Annotated in this window: 19 protein-coding genes; 17 read left to right on the forward strand and 2 right to left on the reverse strand. The window is 66.8% G+C overall.

Going from position 1 to position 20,012, the window contains the following annotated elements:
- The first annotated feature begins 53 nt into the window (after positions 1-53).
- From IWX81_RS04980 to IWX81_RS05015, 8 genes are all read left to right on the forward strand, one after another.
- Complete coding sequence (locus IWX81_RS04980) at positions 54-1,325, forward strand: APC family permease (RefSeq protein WP_199280106.1); 1,272 nt, start codon at positions 54-56, stop codon at positions 1,323-1,325.
- Positions 1,326-1,351: 26 nt separating this feature from the next.
- On the forward strand, positions 1,352-2,080 hold the full coding sequence (locus IWX81_RS04985) for a VIT1/CCC1 transporter family protein (RefSeq protein ID WP_199280107.1): 729 nt from the start codon (positions 1,352-1,354) through the stop codon (positions 2,078-2,080).
- 5 nt (positions 2,081-2,085) lie between these two features.
- A complete protein-coding gene (locus tag IWX81_RS04990) occupies positions 2,086-2,763 on the forward strand; it encodes a response regulator transcription factor (RefSeq protein ID WP_199280108.1) in 678 nt (225 codons plus the stop codon).
- Positions 2,763-4,118 (forward strand): sensor histidine kinase, encoded by a 1,356-nt coding sequence (locus IWX81_RS04995; RefSeq protein WP_199280109.1) that lies wholly within the window; start codon positions 2,763-2,765, stop codon positions 4,116-4,118. The genes IWX81_RS04990 and IWX81_RS04995 overlap by 1 nt, the downstream gene beginning before the upstream one ends.
- Positions 4,119-4,183: 65 nt before the next feature.
- Positions 4,184-5,605, forward strand: coding sequence for a ferredoxin reductase family protein (locus IWX81_RS05000; RefSeq protein ID WP_199280110.1), 1,422 nt, complete (start codon positions 4,184-4,186; stop codon positions 5,603-5,605).
- Complete coding sequence (locus tag IWX81_RS05005) at positions 5,602-6,102, forward strand: FMN-binding protein (protein WP_199280111.1); 501 nt, start codon at positions 5,602-5,604, stop codon at positions 6,100-6,102. Before IWX81_RS05000 ends, IWX81_RS05005 begins: the two co-directional genes overlap by 4 nt.
- Positions 6,102-6,833, forward strand: a complete 732-nt coding sequence (locus IWX81_RS05010) for an FAD:protein FMN transferase (RefSeq protein ID WP_334593096.1) — start codon at positions 6,102-6,104, stop codon at positions 6,831-6,833. Before IWX81_RS05005 ends, IWX81_RS05010 begins: the two co-directional genes overlap by 1 nt.
- Positions 6,834-6,873: 40 nt before the next feature.
- A complete protein-coding gene (locus tag IWX81_RS05015) occupies positions 6,874-7,215 on the forward strand; it encodes a cupin domain-containing protein (RefSeq protein WP_199280112.1) in 342 nt (113 codons plus the stop codon).
- A 10-nt stretch (positions 7,216-7,225) separates the two neighbouring features.
- On the opposite strand, the gene IWX81_RS05020 is transcribed toward IWX81_RS05015, so the two are convergent.
- On the reverse strand, positions 7,226-8,761 hold the full coding sequence (locus tag IWX81_RS05020) for a SulP family inorganic anion transporter (protein WP_199280113.1): 1,536 nt from the start codon (positions 8,759-8,761) through the stop codon (positions 7,226-7,228).
- 196 nt (positions 8,762-8,957) lie between these two features.
- Between IWX81_RS05020 and IWX81_RS05025 the strand changes: the two genes are divergently transcribed.
- The 3 genes from IWX81_RS05025 to IWX81_RS05035 are packed head-to-tail and all read left to right on the forward strand — an operon-like array spanning position 8,958 to position 11,458.
- The gene (locus tag IWX81_RS05025; RefSeq protein WP_199280114.1) at positions 8,958-9,338 is read left to right on the forward strand and encodes a MerR family transcriptional regulator; all 381 of its coding nucleotides are present in this window, start codon (positions 8,958-8,960) and stop codon (positions 9,336-9,338) included.
- A 30-nt stretch (positions 9,339-9,368) separates the two neighbouring features.
- Positions 9,369-10,373 (forward strand): alpha/beta fold hydrolase, encoded by a 1,005-nt coding sequence (locus IWX81_RS05030; protein ID WP_199280115.1) that lies wholly within the window; start codon positions 9,369-9,371, stop codon positions 10,371-10,373.
- Entirely contained in the window at positions 10,370-11,458 is a 1,089-nt protein-coding gene (locus tag IWX81_RS05035) for a glycerate kinase (protein WP_334593099.1), read from the forward strand. Before IWX81_RS05030 ends, IWX81_RS05035 begins: the two co-directional genes overlap by 4 nt.
- Here the strand turns inward: IWX81_RS05035 and IWX81_RS05040 are convergent.
- The gene (locus tag IWX81_RS05040; RefSeq protein ID WP_199280116.1) at positions 11,444-12,871 is read right to left on the reverse strand and encodes a helix-turn-helix domain-containing protein; all 1,428 of its coding nucleotides are present in this window, start codon (positions 12,869-12,871) and stop codon (positions 11,444-11,446) included. The genes IWX81_RS05035 and IWX81_RS05040 overlap by 15 nt on opposite strands.
- Before the next feature lie 112 nt (positions 12,872-12,983).
- Between IWX81_RS05040 and IWX81_RS05045 the strand changes: the two genes are divergently transcribed.
- From IWX81_RS05045 to IWX81_RS05070, 6 genes are all read left to right on the forward strand, one after another.
- Entirely contained in the window at positions 12,984-14,810 is a 1,827-nt protein-coding gene (locus tag IWX81_RS05045; protein WP_199280117.1) for a phosphoenolpyruvate carboxykinase (GTP), read from the forward strand.
- Between the two features lie 37 nt (positions 14,811-14,847).
- Positions 14,848-15,480, forward strand: coding sequence for a sigma-70 family RNA polymerase sigma factor (locus IWX81_RS05050; RefSeq protein ID WP_334593102.1), 633 nt, complete (start codon positions 14,848-14,850; stop codon positions 15,478-15,480).
- Positions 15,470-16,246, forward strand: coding sequence for a hypothetical protein (locus IWX81_RS05055; protein ID WP_199280118.1), 777 nt, complete (start codon positions 15,470-15,472; stop codon positions 16,244-16,246). Before IWX81_RS05050 ends, IWX81_RS05055 begins: the two co-directional genes overlap by 11 nt.
- A 156-nt stretch (positions 16,247-16,402) precedes the next feature.
- Complete coding sequence (locus IWX81_RS05060; RefSeq protein ID WP_334593105.1) at positions 16,403-18,490, forward strand: TPM domain-containing protein; 2,088 nt, start codon at positions 16,403-16,405, stop codon at positions 18,488-18,490.
- A 45-nt stretch (positions 18,491-18,535) separates the two neighbouring features.
- On the forward strand, positions 18,536-19,273 hold the full coding sequence (locus tag IWX81_RS05065; protein WP_199280119.1) for a PspA/IM30 family protein: 738 nt from the start codon (positions 18,536-18,538) through the stop codon (positions 19,271-19,273).
- On the forward strand, positions 19,215-20,012 hold the full coding sequence (locus IWX81_RS05070) for an NADPH-dependent F420 reductase (RefSeq protein ID WP_199280120.1): 798 nt from the start codon (positions 19,215-19,217) through the stop codon (positions 20,010-20,012). The genes IWX81_RS05065 and IWX81_RS05070 overlap by 59 nt, the downstream gene beginning before the upstream one ends.

Below are 20,012 nucleotides of genomic sequence, written 5' to 3' on the forward strand. Positions count from 1 at the left end.
CGGCGACAATGGGCGGACACCTGCCGGTCACACCGACCGTTTATCCTGCGCCTATGACGCCCACCATCCCCCTGCGCCGAAGCCTCGGCACCGCCGACGCCGTATTCATCGGGCTCGGATCGATGATCGGCGCCGGGGTGTTCGCGGCCTTCTCCCCCGCAGCGCAGGCAGCGGGCGCCGGCCTGCTCGTCGGACTCCTGGTGGCGGCACTGGTCGCAGGATGCAACGCGCTGGCGTCCGCGCAACTGGCCGCAGCACATCCGGTGTCTGGCGGCACCTACGTCTATGGTCGCGAGCAGCTCGGCCACTGGTGGGGATTCATCGCCGGCTGGAGTTTCGTCGTGGGAAAGACCGCGAGCTGCGCGGCGATGGCGCTCACGTTCGCGGCCTACGCCGCACCCGAGGGTTGGCAGAAGCCTGTCGCCGTTGCCGCCGTCATCGGTCTCGCCGCGGTCAACTATCGCGGCGTCACGCGGACGGCGAAGTTGGCCCGTATCATCGTCGTGCTGGTGCTCGTCGCGCTCGCCATCGCCGTCGCCGCGTCGGCGGCCTCGGGACTTCAGAACCCCGTCAGTACGCCGATCTTCGCGTCAGGGCCGTACGGAATCCTGCAATCCGCCGGGCTACTGTTCTTCGCGTTCGCGGGGTACGCACGCATCGCGACCATGGGAGAAGAGGTGCACGACCCCGCGCGCACGATCCCGCGCGCCATCGTCATCGCTCTCGCCATAGCGATCGCCGTCTACGCGGTCGTCGGCGTGACACTGCTCGCGACTCTCGGCCCGGCAGCGCTGGCCGAATCGACTGCACCTCTCCGCGACGCTGCAGTTGCCGGAGGGTGGACGTGGGCCGGGCCCGTCGTCACCATCGGCGCGGCGCTGGCCGCCCTGGGCGCGCTGCTCGCGCTCATCGCGGGCGTCGGCCGCACGAGCCTGGCGATGGCCCGCGAAGCGGATCTTCCGCGCTGGCTTTCGGCGGTGCATCCACGATTCCAGGTGCCGCATCGCGCCGAGGTGGTCGTCGCGATAGCCATCTGCGCCCTCGTGCTCACTGTCGACCTTCGCGGAGCCATCGGGTTCTCATCGTTCGGAGTGCTGCTCTACTACCTGATCGCCAACGTTTCGGCCCTCACCCAGGTCTCTGCGCAGCGCCGTTTTCCGCGCGTGCTGTTCGTGCTCGGCGCTGCAGGATGCCTCGTGCTGGCGGCCACGCTGCCGCCGGGCTCCATCGTGGGCGGGGTCATCGTGCTCGCGCTGGGACTGCTCTACCGCGCCGTCAGGATCATCGTCGCCAGGCGGTCACGGCCCGCCGACGAATTGCTCTAGCGGCCCCGCAGTGCTTTGCTGAGCGCATGAGCCCTGACCAGAGTGCCGTCACACACCCGAATGAGCCGCACGGGGCGGGCATGGCCAGCAAGCTGAACTGGCTGAGGGCCGGTGTGCTCGGGGCGAACGATGGCATCGTGTCTGTCGCCGCGATCGTCGTCGGTGTCGCGGGCGCGACCTCCGCTGTCGCCCCCATCCTGACCGCCGGAATCGCCGGGCTGGTCGGTGGCGCCATCTCGATGGCGCTGGGCGAGTACGTCTCGGTCAGCAGCCAGCGGGACAGCCAGCACGCCCTCATCGCCAAGGAACGCCGGGAGCTCGCGGAGATGCCGGAGGAGGAGCTCAGGGAACTCGCGGCGATCTACGAATCCAAGGGCCTGTCGTCGGGCACCGCCATGACGGTGGCTAGAGAACTCACGGCCCACGATGCACTGACCGCGCACCTCGAAGCCGAGCTCGGGATCAACGAGGCCGACGTGGTGAGCCCGTGGCAGGCCGCCGGCGCCTCGGCTCTCGCCTTCTTCATCGGAGCGGTGCTGCCTCTTCTCGCCATTCTGCTGCCGCCGGAATCGATCAGGGTGCCCGTGACCTTCGCCGCGGTGCTCGTGGCCCTCGCCGTCACCGGCGCCACCAGCGCCCGCATTGGCGGCAGTAACTGGGTGCGCCCCACCCTCCGCGTCGTGATCGGTGGAGCCATCGCGCTGGCTGCCACATTCCTCATCGGGACACTTCTCGGCACCACCGGCGTAGTCTGACGCCCATGGTGAAGATCCTCGTGGTGGAGGATGACGTCGCCATGGGGGCGCTCGTCAAGCACGGGCTCGAAGAGGGCGGCTACGAGGTCACCCTCGTGACGACCGGAGTCGATGCGCTGATCGCCGTTGCGCACGACGACTTCTCTGCCGCCGCCATCGACGTGATGCTCCCCGAGATGTCGGGATTCGAGATCTGCCGGCACCTGAGAAACCAGGGAAACACCCTTCCGGTGATGCTGCTCACGGCACGGGATGCCGTCGAAGACCGCGTGCTCGGGCTCGACTCCGGAGCGGACGATTACCTGACCAAGCCCTTCTCCTTCGCCGAGTTCAGCGCCCGTATCAGGGCCCTGGTCAGGCGCGATTCCGCAGCCCCCAAGTCGACCCTGAGAATGGGCGGCATCTCACTGGATGCCGCGACCGTCAGGGCGACCGTCAACGGCTCCGCCCTGCCACTGAGCTCGAAAGAGTTCGCCATGCTGTGGACCCTCGGCGCTCGCACCGGTGAGGCACTGAGCCGCCAGGAGATCCTGCAGGAGGTGTGGGGCACCACTCAGCACATCGATCCGACGATCGTCGACCAGTACGTGAGCTACGTCCGCCGCAAGCTCGAGCCGCTCGGCGCCGGGGTCTCGATCGCGACAGTGCGCGGAGTCGGGTACCGGCTGGTCGTGGCATCCTGATGCTGTCCAGGCTCTCGATCCGGTCGCGGATCACCCTCGGCAGTCTCGCGGTCGCCGTCGTGCTGCTGCTGGCCGCGCTTCTCGTGGTGCGCGCGCAGGTCTCGACCGTGCTCGCGAGCGCCGACGCGAGCCTTGCGCAGAGCGACCTCGAATCGTTCGAGAAAGACGTGACGGCCAATCCGGACGAAACCGTGGATGAACCGGGCTCGGGAATCCTCGTCTACGTGCGGTCACCCGACGGCACCGTGCAGGCGAACACCCTTCCACGCGACATCCTCGAGCAGATCCTGGGCCGGGACGCGACCGACGAGCAGTACATGACCACCGATGACGAGGAACGGACCTTCGTGGTCGTTGGCCGCGCTGTGCAGACCTCGGCCGGCACCTGGGCGATGTGGTCGGCGAGAAGCACGTCGTCCAACGAGGTCGCCCTCCGCGGTCTCGACGGAGTGCTGGTCGTGGGCGGCCTCGTGCTGCTGCTGGGCTTCGGCGCGGCGTCATGGCTGCTCGCGACGGCAGCGTTGCGACCGGTGAGCGCCATGCGTCGACGGGCCGAACAACTCGGCGAAGGAGCGACCGACACCCAGCTCCCAGTGGGACGCACCCAGGACGAGCTCTCCGAGCTGGCCACCACACTCAATAGTTTCCTGTCGAGAGTTCAGGCCGCGAGCGCACGCGAAAAGCAGATGGTCTCCGATGCAGCACACGAGTTGAGAACACCCCTGGCCGTGCTCAGGACCCAGCTCGAACTCGCCCACAACGACTTCGGCGATGCTGATGCTCTCGCGCGCCAGGTGAGAGCCGCCGAAGTCTCGGTCGACCGGCTCGCGTCCCTCGCGTCGAACCTGCTCGAACTGAGCCGCATCGAATCCCATGAAGCCGCAGTGTCGACGGCGACGGCGACGGCGCTCACCGACGAGTTCATGGGCAGCGTGGACCGTGCGCGGATGCTTGCGCTGCCGAAATCCGTCTCCGTCGAGTTCTCGCTCTCCCCCGTCGACGATGACGCCGAATACCGCATCGGTGCTCAGGCCTTCGGCCGCCTCGTCGACAACCTCCTCACGAATGCGATCAACGCTGTGCCCAATGCTGGGACAGTGAACGCGACACTCGGCCAGGCCGATGGCCGGCTGCGTCTGGCGGTGTCGGATGACGGCCCGGGAATGCCCGACGATTTCGTCCCCGTCGCGTTCGAACGCTTCACGCGACCAGACGCCTCGCGGGCGACCAGCACGGGCGGCAGTGGACTCGGGCTCGCCCTCGTCCGCGCGCTTGCCCGCGAGGCCGGCGGCGAGGCGATGGCCGAGAACACGCACCCCGGACTCCGAATGACGGTGTCGCTGCCGAAGATGTGAGGACTCACACCGGAACACCCGGGCGTTCATAGGCTGCGCATAGCTTGCGCGACCACAGTGAACATATGACCACTCAAGCCCAGGCTCGACCCGTGAGGCCCCGGAACCTTCCGACGGTGCCCCGTCGCGATCCCGGTCGCGACTACAAGCGACGTGCCCGTCGCGCCGACCTTCTCGTCATCGCACTGTGGGCATCGGGCGCAGCGGCCGCAGCGCTCTTCCTTGCGTCCGGCGGCGCCGGCCAGTTCACCTCCCCGGCCGCGATCGTCACGAGCCTCGGGATCGTCGCCGGCCTGATCGGCACCGATTTCATCCTCGTGATGCTGGTGCTCGCCGCCCGCATCCCCCTGATCGACCGGACCATCGGTCACGACAGGGCCATCGCCGTGCATCGATCGCTCGGCAAGCCCGCCCTCTACCTGCTCCTCGGCCATGGCCTGCTGCTTCTCACGGGATACGGGATGAGCCAGGGAATCAACCCGATCGCCGAGATCGGCCCGATGCTCGCCCTGCCGGACATGCCTCTCGCCTTCATAGGCATGGGTCTGATGATCGCCGTCGTCGTGACCTCCCTCGTCGCGGTCAGGCGCAGGTTCAGCTACGAGGGCTGGCACATCGTGCACCTGCTGAGCTACTTCTCGGTCGCGTTCGCGCTCCCCCACCAGCTGAGCGTCGGCGGCGTGCTCGCCGACGGCACGGCCCAGCGCGTCTACTGGATCGCCCTCTATGTGGTGGCGTTCGGCGCCATCCTGACCTTCAGGTTCATCGAACCCGTCGTGTCGAGCATCCGGCACCGGATCACGGTCGCCGGGGTGACGACGATTGCGCCGGGTGTGACATCCATCCACCTCGCCGGTCGCAACCTCCGCGACCTGGGAGCCGAAGGCGGGCAGTTTTTCATCTGGCGTTTCTGGACGGGCAAGACCTGGTGGCACTCCCACCCGATCTCGCTGTCGGCGATGCCCACCGGATCGAGGGCGCGCATCACCGTGCGCGACCTGGGGGCCGGCAGCGCCCGCATCAGCGCGGTGCGGCCGGGTACGAAGGTCTCGATCGAGGGGCCATACGGACTCTTCTCGGATTCGGCGCGCACGTCACCGAAACTGGCCATCATCGCCGCCGGCATCGGTGTCACGCCGATCCGCGCCCTGCTGGAACACGCGCAGTTCGCTCCCGGGGATGCCACCATACTGCTGCGTGCCGGCAGCCAGGACGAGACCTACCTCTGGGACGAGATCCGCGACCTGGCGCAAGCCAAGGGTGCGAACTGCTACGTCATGGTCGGCCACCGGTCCTTGACCGGCCCGAGCTGGATGTCGGACTCCGACGTTCGACGCGGCGTCACCCTGCAGACCATCTTCCCCGATCTCGCTCAGTCGGACCTCTACCTGTGCGGGCCCACCGCCTGGCTCGACTCCGTCGAAGCCGAAGCTCGAGCCACCGGAATCCCATCCCATCAGATCCACGCAGAAAGGTTCGACTGGTGAACACTCGCTCCACTCTCGGAAGCATCTTCGCTTCCATCGCCGTGCTCGTCGTCGGCTGGCAAGCCGGCGGCGCCGTGCTCACCTCGCAGCCCGCGGTGACCACCTCGCAGCCGCAGGCCAGCACCCCGGCATCAACGACCGATCAGTCGACGGGCACGACGACACAGCCATCCGCGCCCGCAGCCCCCGCTGCCGCGGCGCCGGTACCGACCGGCCCCGCCGACGGCACGTACACGGGCTCGAGCGTGAGCACCCGCTTCGGGAGTGTGCAGGTCTCGGTGACGCTCGCGGGCGGCCAGATCACCGAGGTCACGCCCCTTCAACTGACGGACGCCGACGGTCGGTCCGTGCAGATCAGCAACCGTGCCGCACCAGTCCTGCGCGACGAGGTGATCGCCTCGCAGTCGGCGAACGTGTCGAATGTGGGCGGAGCCACGTACACGACCCAGGCCTACCTGGCTTCGGTCCAGTCCGCCCTCGACCAGGCCGGATTCTGATGCGACTGGTGTTCGAGACGATGGGAACCGTCGCTTCGGTCGACGTGCCAGACGGCTTCAGCGCCGACGTCGACGGGGTGCGGGAGATCTTCACTGCCGCAGACCAGCGATTCAGCCTCTACAAGCCGGAATCCGAACTCAGCCGCATCGCGAGCGGCGCCCTCACGCTCGCGCAGTCGAGCAGCGCGGTGCGGGAGAGCTACGAGCGGAGCATCCAGTGGCGCATCCAGACCGCCGGCCTGTTCTCTCCGAACCGGCCGGATGGCGTCATCGACCTCAACGGGATCGTGAAAGCCGAGGCCATCGAACGGGCGGGCGCTCTTCTCGACGGCGCAGGATGCCCACGCTGGACGATCAACGTCGGCGGCGACATCCTCGTCCGCACGCCCGACGCGCCGTGGCGTACCGGAATCGCCGACCCTGCCGACGACCAGGCGCTGATCTGCTCGGTCTCGCTGGTCGGATCCCGGCGAGCCGTCGCCACCTCGGGGTCGGCACAGCGAGGCGACCACATCTGGCGCGGAGGAGAGCTCGCCCCCACCCAGTTCGTGCAGGTGAGCGTGATCGCCGGCGACATCGTGACGGCCGATGTGCTCGCGACGGCGATCGTCGCTGGCGGCCAGGATGCCCTCGACCACGTGACGGACCACTGGCCGGTCGACGTGCTCGCCATCGACCGCTCCGGTGCGATGCTGGCGACCCCCGGTTTCCGGGACGCGATGGCCGCCTGACGGTCTATCCAACGAAGGGAGCCGGGAGTAGCATCCGCCTATGGATGACACAGATCCCACTATCTCCAACCCCGAGTTCTACAAGACCCTCTGGGAGAACGACGACGTTCGCGTGCTCGAGTATGTCGATACCCCCGGTGACGAGACCACGGCCCACGGCCATCCGAACTCGGTGATGGTCACGCTCACCGGATTCGACCGGCGGCTGTCGATCGGCGGAACCACTCGCGACGTGACCCTGCCTGCGGGCGCCGCCGTCTGGCTGCCCACCCAGACCCACAGCGGCAGGAACACCGGCACCACGCCGACCCACACGATCCTGATCGAACTGAAGAACAGCGCAGTGTCCGCAGAACCCGGAGTGCTCGGGCCCGCTATCTGACCGTGTGCGCTCAATGACTCGCTCCGCTGCTCTCTCCCCCGAGCTTGCCGGCGAGGCGCGAGTGCATTCTCGAGCTGGCTTCGTTCATCCTCTCGATGACGACCCTCTTGCCATGTCGCTCATACTTGGTGGCAATCGCGTCGAGAGCGGCCACCGTGGAAGCATCCCAGATATGGGAATCAGACATATCGATGACGACCCGGTCAGGATCATCCGCGTACTCGAACTGGGTGGTCAGGTCGTTGCTCGAGGCGAAGAACAATTCGCCTGACACCGTGTAGTTCACGGTGGGCACATTCGCCTCGGGGTCAATCGCTCTCGTCACTGTCGCGAAGTGGGCGACGCGGCGCGCAAAGATGATCATCGCCGCAATCACTCCCACAAGAACACCGATCGCGAGGTTATGGGTGAGCACCACGACGACCACGGTGGCCACCATGACGATGGTCTCGCCCACCGGCATCCGCTTCAGGGTCGATGGCCGGATGCTGTGCCAGTCGAATGTCGCGACCGACACCATGATCATCACCGCGACAAGAGCTGCCATCGGGATGATCGCCACGATGTCGCCGAGAACGAGAACGAGAATCAGCAGGAATACCCCGGCGAGGAATGTGGAGATGCGCGTGCGCGCACCCGAAGCCTTCACGTTGATCATGGTTTGTCCGATCATCGCGCAACCGCCCATGCCGCCGAAGATCCCAGACAGAACGTTCGAGATGCCCTGGCCGATCGACTCGCGAGTCTTATGCGAGTGAGTGTCGGTGATGTCGTCCACGAGCTTTGCCGTCATCAACGATTCCAGCAGGCCGACCAGCGCCATCGCGATGGAGAAGGGGGCGATGATCGCGAACGTCTCCCAGGTCAGGGGAACATTGGGCACGAACAGCTCGGGCAGGCTCCTGGGGAGCTCGCCCTGCCCACCGACGTTGGGCACGCTGAGCCCCATCACGACCACTGCCACGGTGATGAGCACGATGGCCACCAGCGGGGCTGGAATGACCTTCGTCATGCGTGGCATGACGACCATGATGATGATCCCGACGGCGACGAGTGGGTAGACGAGCCACGGCACCCCGAGCAGATTCGGCACCTGTGCGACGAAGATGAGGATGGCGAGGGAGTTGACGAAGCCGACCATCACACTTCGAGGGATGAATCGCATGAGTTTCGCCACCCCCAGCACACCGAGTGCGACCTGGAAGATCCCCGCGAGGATCACCGTGGCAATGAAGTAGTCCATGCCGTAGTCGCGCATCACCGGCGCTATCACCAGGGCGACAGCTCCGGTCGCCGCCGTGATCATGGCGGGTCTGCCGCCGAGGAACGCGATCGACACCGCCATCACGAATGACGAGAAGAGCCCGACGCGGGGGTCGACGCCGGCAATGATGGAGAAGGAGATCGCCTCGGGAATCAGAGCCATGGCGACGACGAGGCCCGCGAGCACTTCCCTGGTCAGAATGCGGGGCGAGCGCAGCGCGGTCAGCACCGACGGATCCGCGGTGTAACGGTCGTTCCTGGTCGAAGTGCCGGCACTAGCCATGACAAGCCTCCTGGGAGGTCGAGGCCCTCAGCGCGAGGACCGGTTGAGTGGTGTCGATCCGGCGCAGCGTCGCGCATGCACCCGGACGACCGCACGCAGGGGGTCGGTGTTCGAGTGGGGAAGAATGGTGGAGCGCCTGATTAGGCAACTCCTGAACTCTACCCTAACGTAAGGGTTGAGTCGAGCGGAGCACGACATGACGGAATCCAACGGGACCATGCACATCGGCGAACTCGCCGAGCGGAGCGGGCTGTCGCTGCGCACCCTCCGGCACTACGACGACATCGGGCTCGTGTCGGCGTCCGGACGAACCGACGGCGGCTTTCGCCTGTATACGGACAGCGACTTCGACCGCCTCATCCTGATCCGGCGCATGAAACCCCTCGGATTCAGTCTCGAGCAGATGGCAGAACTTCTGACGATCATCGATGCGCTCCCCGAGGCAGACAGCGGCGACTCCGAGCTGATCCGCGGCCGACTCTCGTCGTTCATCGAGGAGACCATCACCCGCCGGGAAGCGCTGCGGACGCAGCTGGCCATGGCCGACGAATTCCTCGAACTGCTGCGGGCCCGATAACCCTCCCGGCCACGCTGGTAAAGTTTTCCGATGGTCAGGGCTCCGCGAGACAGACGTGAGAAGCGCCGTCGGGTTTCGACCGACGTCGAGGTCTCTCGGGTCTACTCGGACGACATGTACGTGCGGGTCAACTCGATCGGCGCCGGGGACTCCCGCCCGTTCATCCTGGTTCCCGGCATCGGGGTGTCGTCGACCTACTTCGAGAAGCTCGCGCCCCATCTCAACGAATTCGGGCCCGTGCACGCCGTCGACCTTCCTGGGTTCGCGGGCGTTCCGCACCCCGATTCCACTCTCTCGATCCGGCAGTACGCCGACCTCGTCGGGCTCGTCATCGATGAGATGGGACTGGATGATCCGATCATCGTCGGTCACTCGATGGGCAGCCAGATCGTGAGCGACCTCGCGGCGCGGCGGCCCGAACTGTCCACGCTCGTGCTCATCGGCCCGATCATCCAGCCGACCCAGCGACGGGTGTTCACTCAGGCGGTGCGGTTCCTGAAGGCGAGCTGGCACGAGCCAGGAACGGTGAAGGTCCTGGCCGTGAGCGCTTACCTCTTCTGCGGGTTCAGGTGGTTCGCGAGAGTGCTGCCGAAAATGATGACATTTCCCATCGAAGACGCCTTGCCCGAGATCAGGGCTCACACTCTGGTGATCAGGGGCGAACACGATGCCGTCGCTCCCCGGGAGTGGGTGCGCACCGTCGGCGACCTGCTGCCATCATCTCGGCTGTGGGAGATCACCGGAGCCGCCCACTCTGTCATGTACGCCCACGCTGAAGAGGTCGCCGACCTCTGCGTCGCGCATGCCCGCCAGTCGGCGAGCACCGAGGACGACGATGACACCCTGCGGTTCGCGACCGGCGGCGATTCGACCGATGAAGCGCGAGAGGTGTCGATCCCCGGCGTCGCCGAGGCGCTCCGCGGCAGGCTGGTCGAAACCGCTGGCGTGCTGCAGGGTGACGACGAGAAGATCGCGGAAGGCAAGACCATCTCGGCCAGGGCCATGAGCGAGGCACCGGTCACGAGCGAAAAGTGAGTCTGACCGTCGTCATCGCCCCCGACTCCTTCAAAGGATCGCTGCCCGCTCGCGACGCGGCCGAGGCGATCGCCGCGGGATGGCGCACGGAACGATCCCACGACACTCTCGTGCTGCTCCCCCAGGCCGATGGCGGCGAAGGGACGCTCGATGCCATCGCCGCGAGCAACCCGCTCTCTGTGCGGCATGCGGTCGGCGACGTGACGGGTCCCGACGGCAGGCCGACACCGGGCCAGTGGCTCGAACTCCCCGGCGGGGTAGCCGTCGTCGAACTGGCCCAGTGCAGTGGGCTGCCGCTCATGGCGGTTCCGGATGCCGCGGGCGCGACGACCCGCGGGCTCGGCGAGGTGATCCGGGCAGCGCTCGACGCGGGCGCTACCTCGGTGGTGATCGGCCTCGGCGGCTCGGCATCGACGGATGCGGCATCCGGCGCCCTCACGGCCCTGGGCCTGCGACTGCTCGACGAGCGCGGCGAAGCTATTGCGGATGGCGGCAGCGCACTCGCCACGATCGCCAGTATCGACCGTTCGGCGCTGCTCAGTCCGGGCGCCGTCACACTGCTCACCGACGTGGACGCCCCACTGCTCGGACCGCGTGGCGCGGCGGCGGTCTTCGGCCCGCAGAAGGGCGCGACTCCCGCGCAGGTCGTCGAGCTGGATGCCGCACTCTCCCACTTCGCCACCGCCTTCGGTGGCGATCCGGATGCTCCCGGCGCCGGAGCCGCCGGCGGTTCGGCGTGGGGCTTCGCGACGGCGTGGGGAGCGGTGATCGTGCCGGGGGCCGACCACGTGGCCGAGCTCAGCGGAGTGGGCGCGGTCATCCCCACAGCAGACCTGCTGCTCACTGGGGAAGGGCGCTTCGATGCCCAGTCGCTTCGGGGCAAAGTCGTCGGTCAGTTGATCCGCAGGGCCGCGACGTCCGGCGTGCGGGTGGGAGTCATCGCGGGCCAGGTCGACATCGCCAGCGACGTCTGGACGGTGTCGCTCACCGACCTGGCGGGCTCGTCTCACGCTGCCATGACGGAACCCGGACGCTGGCTGCGACTCGCGGGAGCCCAGGCCGCCCGCGACCTAGTCGGCGTGTGACTCGAGGAACTCGTAGAGTTCGCGGTCGTCCACTCCGGGAAATGTCCCAGCGGGCAGCGGCGACAACACGTGCGCATGAAGTTTGGCGCTCGACCATGCCTTACCGGACCAGCGACTGGTGAGTTTGGCATCGGGGCGTCGGCAGCAGTTCTCGTCGGGGCAGGTGGAGGTCATCCGGTTGGTGGTTTCGCGCCCTCGGAACCACTTCGAGTGGGCGAACGGCACCCCGATGGAGATGGAGAACTCCCCGGAATCGGTGGTCCCGGTCTGGGTCGACTCGAAGAACGTGCCCTCCGGCGTGTCGGTGTACTGGTAGAACTCGGTCGTGCGGTTCGTGCGTGTGAACGCGGTGCGGGCACTCCAGTTGCGGCACACGAACTGACCCTCGGTCGAGCCCGTGACATCCACCGGCAATCGCAGTGAATCGTTCTCATAAGCCTTCGCAACCGCACCATCGTCGCTGACGCGAAGAAAGTGCACTTCGAGGTCGAGATGCCGGGTTGCCAGGTTGGTGAAGCGCAGCGCGGCTGCCTCGTGGGTGACGCCGAAGGCATCGCGGAAGTCCTCGACCGCGATGTTGCGGTCGGCCTTGGCTTGGCTGAGGAACTCGACAGACTGGCGTCGCGGCATCAGAACCGCAGCAGCGAAGTAGTTGATCTCGAGTCGCTGCAGCAGGAAGTCGGCGTAGGTATTGGGCGTCTCGTGCCCGAGCACCCTGTGCCCCATCGCCTGCAGAGCCATGCCACGCAGGCCGTGCCCGCCGGGGATCGAGGCCGGCGGCAGGTAGATGCGACCGTTCGCGAGATCGGTGACCGATCGCGCCGAGTGCGGAAGGTCGTGCACGTGCACGAGCTCGAAACCGAGCATCTCGGCGATCCTGCTGACCGATCGATGAGTCAGGGCGCCTGTGGTGTGCCCGACCTCGGAGAGTAGCTTTTCGCTGACATCCTCGATCGCCGGCAGGTAGTTGTCGACGGTGCGCATGTACTGCCGGAGCTCGGTGTTGGCGCGCCGGGCTTCCTCCGGGGTCGCAATGGCTTCCCGCGCACGACGCGCGAGTTCTCGGTGAAGCCCCACGAGTGCCTCGAGAGTTTCATCGCTCGTGCCCTTGGACGGACGGATGCCCGGCAGTCCGAGCGACGCATACACGCTGCTGTGCTGCGCACGTTCGAGCTCGATCTCGAGGGCCGCGCGTTTGCTCGGCGGAGCCTCGTCCAGCAGGTCGGCGAGCTCCACCCCGACGACCGAGGCAATGGTGGAGAGCAGTGACAGCCGCGGCTCGCGACGACCATTCTCCATGAGCGACAGCTGGCTGCCGGCGATGCCGACCTTCTCCCCCAGCTGGTCGAGGGTCATTCCGGAGTTCGTCCGGAAATGGCGGATGCGCTGCCCGAGCGTCACAAGATCGTTCACACAGTCATAATAGCGAAAGATTTAGCGATCTTTCCAGAAATAATCGGGACCAAGGCACAAAGAGTTGGCGCATAGTTGAAGAACACCACATTATTGAGCGGAAAGGCACACCATGAGCATCGCCGAAATGGTCACCATCGAATCCACCGCCCCCGTTGGTGCCCCTGAGTCTGTCGTCGACTGGGTCGCTGGCATCGCTGCAATCACTACGCCGGACCACATCGTGTGGTGCGACGGATCCAAAGCCGAGTTCGACTCCCTCACCCGCGCCATGGTCGCCACAGGCACCCTGACGAAGCTCAACGCCGAACACCGGCCCTACAGCTTCCTCGCCCGCAGCGACCCGCAGGACGTGGCTCGGGTCGAGTCACGCACCTTCATCTGCTCGGAAGACCCCGCAGACACCGGCCCGACGAACAACTGGTGCGACCCGACCGAGATGCGCGCCACTCTCACGCCTCTCTTCCGTGGCAGCATGCGCGGCCGCACCATGTACATCCTTCCGTTCTCGATGGGCCCCATCGGTTCGCCGCTGTCGCGCATGGGGGTGCAGGTCACCGACTCCCCCTACGTCGCCGCGAGCATGGGAATTATGACCCGGATGGGTGCAGAGGCGCTCTCGCTCATCGGAAACGACACGGAGTGGGTGCGGGCCGTCCACAGTGTCGGAGCGCCGCTGGCACCGGGCCAGACCGACGTGCCGTGGCCGTCGAACGACGTGAAGTACATCACCCACTTCCCCGAAACCCGCGAGATCTGGTCGTTCGGTTCGGCCTACGGCGGAAATGCCCTGCTTGCGAAGAAGTCATTCGCGCTCAGGATCGCCTCGGTCATGGCCAGGGACGAGGGCTGGCTCGCCGAGCACATGCTCATCATCAAGGTCACCAACCCCCGCGGTCGGGTGTTCCACGTTGCCGCTGCATTCCCCAGCGCCTGTGGCAAGACGAACCTGGCGATGCTCCAGTCGACCGTTCCCGGGTGGACGGTCGAAACGATCGGTGATGACATCGCCTGGCTCGGTCGAGGCGCCGATGGCCGACTTCGCGCGATCAACCCGGAAGCCGGGTTCTTCGGTGTCGCTCCCGGCACGGGGTGGAAGAGCAACCCCACCGCGATGGAGACCATCTGGGGCAACACCATCTTCACAAATGTCGCACTGCGCGACGACGGTGACGTGTGGTGGGAAGGAATGAGCGACACCGCTCCCGCCCATCTCACGGACTGGGAAGGCAAGGACTGGACCCCCGATTCGGGTCGACCTGCCGCACACCCCAACTCGAGGTTCACCGTTGCTGCGCGGCAGTGCCCCAGCATCTCGGATGACTGGGAAGACCCCCAGGGCGTCGTCATCGACGCGATAATCTTCGGCGGTCGCCGCGCGACCAACGTGCCGCTAGTGGTGGAGGCACGGGATTGGGAGCATGGCGTCTACCTGGGTGCCACGATCTCATCCGAGCGGACGGCGGCCGCCGAAGGCACCATCGGCGAACTACGGCGTGACCCGTTCGCGATGATGCCTTTCGTCGGATACAACATGGCCGATCACTGGGCTCACTGGCTGACGATCGGTGCCGGGCTCCGCAGCACCGGAAGCGTGCCGCGGATCTTCCAGGTGAACTGGTTCCGCAAGGGCGCAGACGGCTCGTTCCTCTGGCCAGGCTTCGGTGAGAATTCACGGGTGCTCGAGTGGATCCTCGATCGCGTGGATGGCCGCGTTGCGGCGAAAGACAGCCCGATCGGCCTGCTTCCCACCGAGGGTGCGCTCAACGTCGATGGACTCGAAGTGAGCGACAGCGACATGGCGGAACTCTTCGCCATCGATCGCGATCTCTGGAACGTCGAGGCGGATTCGACCGAGGAATTCTTTGCGACATTCGACGGCCGCGTCCCTGCCGCCGTGCAGAAACAACTCGCGATCCTGCGCGAAAAGCTCGGCTGACCACAACGTTTTCCGCCGGTCGGTCGTCTTAGTAGGTGTGACCACCACTACATTCGAGTCGACCGCTCCTCTCGGGGTGGCTTTACCGGAGAGGCGGGATGTGGCAGCTCAATCCGTGGATGCCTCAGGGTGGGAAGGGGTCGTCAGCAGGCTCGTGTCCGAGCGTGGCGATGCCCTGACCCGGTATGCGTACCTCGTCTCCGGCAACCAGGATGACGCGTCTGACCTCGTGCAGGATGCGCTTGTCAAGACGTTCGGTCGGCTCCGCAACGGTTTCACGATCGCGAGCGCCGAGGCGTACGTGCGCCGTGCCATCCTGAACACCTATCTCGACGGAGGGCGCAGGCGAAGCCTCTGGCGGAGGACGGCCCACCTCCAGGTCACACCGGAGGTCGCGGAAGCCACCGATGCCGCGACCGACACCGCGGTCGACCTCCAGCACCAACTCAGGCGACTCACTCCTCGCGAACGGGCCTGCGTCGTGCTGCGGTACTACGACGATCTCACCGTCGCTTCCATCGCCGACGAACTGCGCATCAGCCAGGGAGCAGTCAAGCGATACCTGAGCGACGGGCTGGCGAAGATGGCCATCTCCCTGACCAGCGAAACCGAAAGATCGCTTCGGGACGAATCACCGACAACGACGACGGGGGCTCACCATGCCCAGTGAACAGGACCTGCGCGAGATGTTCGCGGCGAACGACGGACCGCGCAACTCGATCGACCCCGACCGCGTCATCTCCAGGAGTCGCGGACGCCGCCGCCCCCTGCAGATCGCAGCCGGCGCCGTCAGCACCCTTGCCGTCGTCGGGATCGTCGCCGTTGCCGTGCAGACCTCACAATTCACGTCGCCGGCGACGATGACGTCACAGGAAGCCTCCGACAGCGGCTCGACAGCCGAGCAGGCGCCGTTGACCGAAACGTTCGAGTCGACGCTCAAGCGCGCGCCGGCGGATCGCCTCAATCTCTGCACCGGCACTCTCACGGAGGTCGCGCCCAGCTTCTACGGGCTGCAGCTGGATGTCGCGTTCGCCGCCCAGGCGCCGGCCGGCACCGATCCGGTGAGCGGCACCGTGCGGCTCACGAACACGAGCGGCACCCGGGTTACCGGGTCCACGGGAGCCACCCCCGCCATCACCCTGTCGCAGGACGGCGTCGTGCTGTGGCACAGCAACGGTCCCACGATCATGTCTCTCGCGATCGTGGACCTCGAGCCAGGGGCATCCATGGAGTACCAGGCGTCATTCACCCCCGTGCGATGTGAGGTCGAGGATGACCTCGGATCGTCATTCCGGGATGGATTGCCGGCCGTTCCCGCCGGGGTGTACGACCTCTCGGCCGCTATCGACTTCACGGCCGACGCGTCGATGGCGCAACCCGACATCCCCGAGATCGACCTCGTGAGCGGTCCGCTGTCGCAGGTCACCATCGGCTGACCTGCCACGGAAACGAAGAAGGACCGTCGGCACTCCATTGTGTCGGCGATCCATTCGGGACCCGACTATAGCCGAAAACCGGGTCGCCGTGTCACCATGACGGGGGTCACGGCGCGGTCTCGATCGGGGTCTCGCTAGGCTGAAAGTCCAGCGCGCGTGACCGACGGTGAGGAGTCTGCGATGTGGCGACGATGGGGTGCCTCTCTGGCGATTGCGGTCGGGATCGTCGTGCTGGCGAGCCCCGCGGCCCATGCCGAAGACCCGGTCGACCTGAATGGCGCGTACGTGCTCGACACCGTCGGCGCGATCCCGGGCGACGAGTCCAGGGTGCAGGCTGCCATCGACTCGCTCTACGAGCGTGCGCGCATCCAACTCTTCGTCGTCTACGTGGACAGCTTCACCGGTGCATCCGACGGCGACTGGGCGAACGAGACGGCAGTGCAGAACGGACTCGGCTCCAGCGATGTGCTGCTGGCCGTCGCCACCGAGGACCGCAACTTCGAAATCTCTGTCGCCGACGACTTCGTGCTCGACGACAGCCAGCTGGCGACCGTGGAGACCGAGTTCCTGATCCCACAGCTCAGGGACGACAACTGGGCCGAGGCCGCCATCGCGGCTGCGGACGGTTACGCCGCGGAAGCGACGGGGGTGGTCGGCCCGATCTCCCCCGGCGCTCCGGTGGACGAGAATACGGACGACAACACCGGCGCGACCATCAGTCCCGCCCTGCCCATCGTGGGCGGAATCGCGGTCATCGGCGTCGGCGTGTTCGTGGTCTCCCGCCTCCGCAAGCGCGGCTCGACAGCCGACGGCTCGACCAACGGCAGCGGCGCCGGCCGAGTGACCCAGAAGGAGCTCGACAGCCGGGCGGGCAGCCTGCTCGTGCAGCTCGACGATTCACTCAAGACCAGCGAACAGGAGCTCGGATTCGCCGTCGCCCAGTTCGGCGACGCGGCGACGGCCGAGTTCACCACAGCCCTCGACAGCGCGCGCGGCAAGGTCGCCGAAGCGTTCACCCTCAGACAGAAGCTCGACGATTCCGAGCCCGAATCAGATGCCGAGAAGCGCGAATGGACGACCACGATCATCCGGTTGTGTGAGGCCGCCGATGCCGAGCTCGACGCCCAGGCCGATGCCTTCGACGCCCTGCGGGAACTCGAGAAGAATGCCCCGCATGCCCTTGATTCAGTCACTGCGGATCGCTCGGCAACCGCGGGCAGCGTCGACTCCGCACGCGCAGCACTCTCGGCGCTCGGCGAGAGGTACTCCCCGGCGGCCATAGTCGCGGTCAACGGCAACGTGGAGCAGGCCGAAACACTGCTCGAATTCGTCGACACCACGGCGGCGCAGGCGCGGCAGGCGCTCGGCGCCGGACGCCCCGGAGAGGCAGCGGTCGCGGTGCGATCGGCGCAGGCATCGCTCGGCCAGGCCAACCAGCTGGTCGCCGCCATCGACACCATGGGCGTGAATCTGGCCGAGGCCGGGGCGGCCCTGGACGCCGCCATCGCCGACACCACCCAGGACGTAGCCGCAGCGAAGGCCCTCCCCGCCGACACGGTGAGTGCCGCGATCGCCCCCGAGATCGCCGCGGCCGAGTCGGCGCTGTCCGCCACATCCACGGCAGACCCGATCGCCAGCCTCGCCGAGCTGGAGAAGGCGAACGCGGCGCTGGAGGGGGTGTTCATCGGCGCTCGCGACACCCAGCAGCAGGTCATCCGGGCGCGCAGCCAGCTGGATGCCACGCTCGCCAGTGCGCGCGCCCAGGCCCTGAGCGCGAACGAGTTCATCACCACCCGCCGTGGTGGCGTCGGCAGCGCCGCTCGCACCCGGGCGAGCGAGGCCGATCGCCACCTCGCCCAGGCGACGGCCCTCGTGGCGACGGACCCCGTCGCAGCCCTGGCCGAGGCGCAGCAGGCCAGCCAGTTGGCGGCGGCGGCACTCGACTATGCACGGGCCGACGTCTCGTCATTCGAGTCGCAGTCCCAGGCCGGAGGCGGTTCGTACGCCGACTCCGGATACCGCGGGTCGGGCGGCGCCGACCTCGGCGGCATCCTCACCGGTTGGTTGCTCGGCGGCGGCGGCGGAGGAGGCGGCAGTTGGGGCGGTGGGGGCTCGAGCAGCAGTTACCGGTCCGGCAGTTCACGCAGTTCCCGCTCCGGATCGTTCGGCGGCAGTTCGCGCAGCTCGAGTCGCAGCAGCGGCCGCAGCAGTGGTGGCCGCAGCAGCCGCGGCGGTAGATTCTAGACAGGCTTTCGCATGACCACTCCACCCTCACGAAAGGCACCCTGAATGGCTAAGCAAACAATCCTCGGTCGCATCTCCCAGCTCCTTCGAGCCAACGTCAACAACCTGATCGACCAGGCCGAAGACCCGCAGCTGATGCTCGACCAGCTCGTGCGCGACTTCACGAACAGCATCTCCGAAGCCGAGGGTGCGGTCGCCCAGACCATCGGCAACCTGCGCCTCATGGAGCAGGATCATGCCGAGGATGTCGCTGCCGCCGCCGACTGGGGCCGCAAGGCTCTCGCCGCCAGCAACAAGGCAGACGAGCTGCGCTCGGCAGGCAACGCGGGTGATGCGGACAAGTTCGACAACCTCGCGAGGATCGCCCTGCAGCGCCAGGTCTCCTCAGAAACCGAGGCGAAGCAGGCAGAGCCGACCATCGCCTCACAGACCACGACAGTCGACGCCCTGAAGAAGGGCCTCGACGGCATGCACGTCAAGCTGTCGCAGCTCATCGCGAAGCGTGATGAGCTCGTCGCCCGGTCGAAGACGGCCGATGCGCAGGGCCAGGTGCTCGACGCGATCAAGTCGATCGACCTCATGGATCCCACAAGCGAACTGGGTCGATTCGAAGACAAGATCCGCCGCGAAGAGGCGAAGGTCGCCGGGCAGCAGGAGCTCGCGGCATCCAGCCTCGATGCCCAGTTCGAAGGCCTCGAAGACCTCAGCGAGCAGGCCGAAGTGGATGCCCGTTTGGCCGCACTCAAGGCCGGCGGCGCCGCGCCTCAGGCGATCACGCAGTAACCCGACAAGAACAGGGCGGTCGACTTCGGTCGGCCGCCCCATCGATTTTCAGAATGCCCTCGACTCCGGGAATGCCCGGGAGGCTCCGGGCCTTTCAACCCGCATGACAACTATCGGATTCATCGGAGCGGGCAACATCGGCAGCCAGGTCGCCCGCAAGGCGATCGAGAGCGGATACGACGTGGTTCTCAGCAACTCGCGCGGGCCCGAGACTCTCGCAGACCTCATCCAGGAGCTCGGGCCGCAGGCTCGTGCCGCCACCGCCGTGCAGGCCGCTGAGGCCGCAGACATCGCCGTGGTCACCGTGCCGCTGAAGAACTACAGGGACGTCCCGGTCGACGAGCTCGCCGGGAAGATCGTGATCGACACGAACAACTACTACTTCGAACGCGATGGCCACATCGCATCACTCGACAACAGCGAGGCGACAGTCTCCGGCCTGCTTCAGGAGCACCTCCCGCAGAGCTACGTCGTGAAGGGGTTCAACCACATCACGTCCGACGACATCACCACGGATGGCTCCCCCGCCGACGACCCCGACCGTCGGGCGCTGGCCATCGCCGGGGACGACGACGCCGCGAAGGCCACGGTGACCGAGCTCTATGACGCGTTCGGTTTCGACACCGTCGACGTCGGCTCGCTCGAGGAGAGATGGCGCGTCGAGCGGGACCGTCCGGCATATGGACAGCGCCAGACAAAGGCCGAACTGAAAGAGAACCTCGCGAAGGCGACGCGCTAA

The sequence above is a fragment of the Salinibacterium sp. CAN_S4 genome, from assembly GCF_015752305.1.
GTDB lineage: Bacteria > Actinomycetota > Actinomycetes > Actinomycetales > Microbacteriaceae > Rhodoglobus.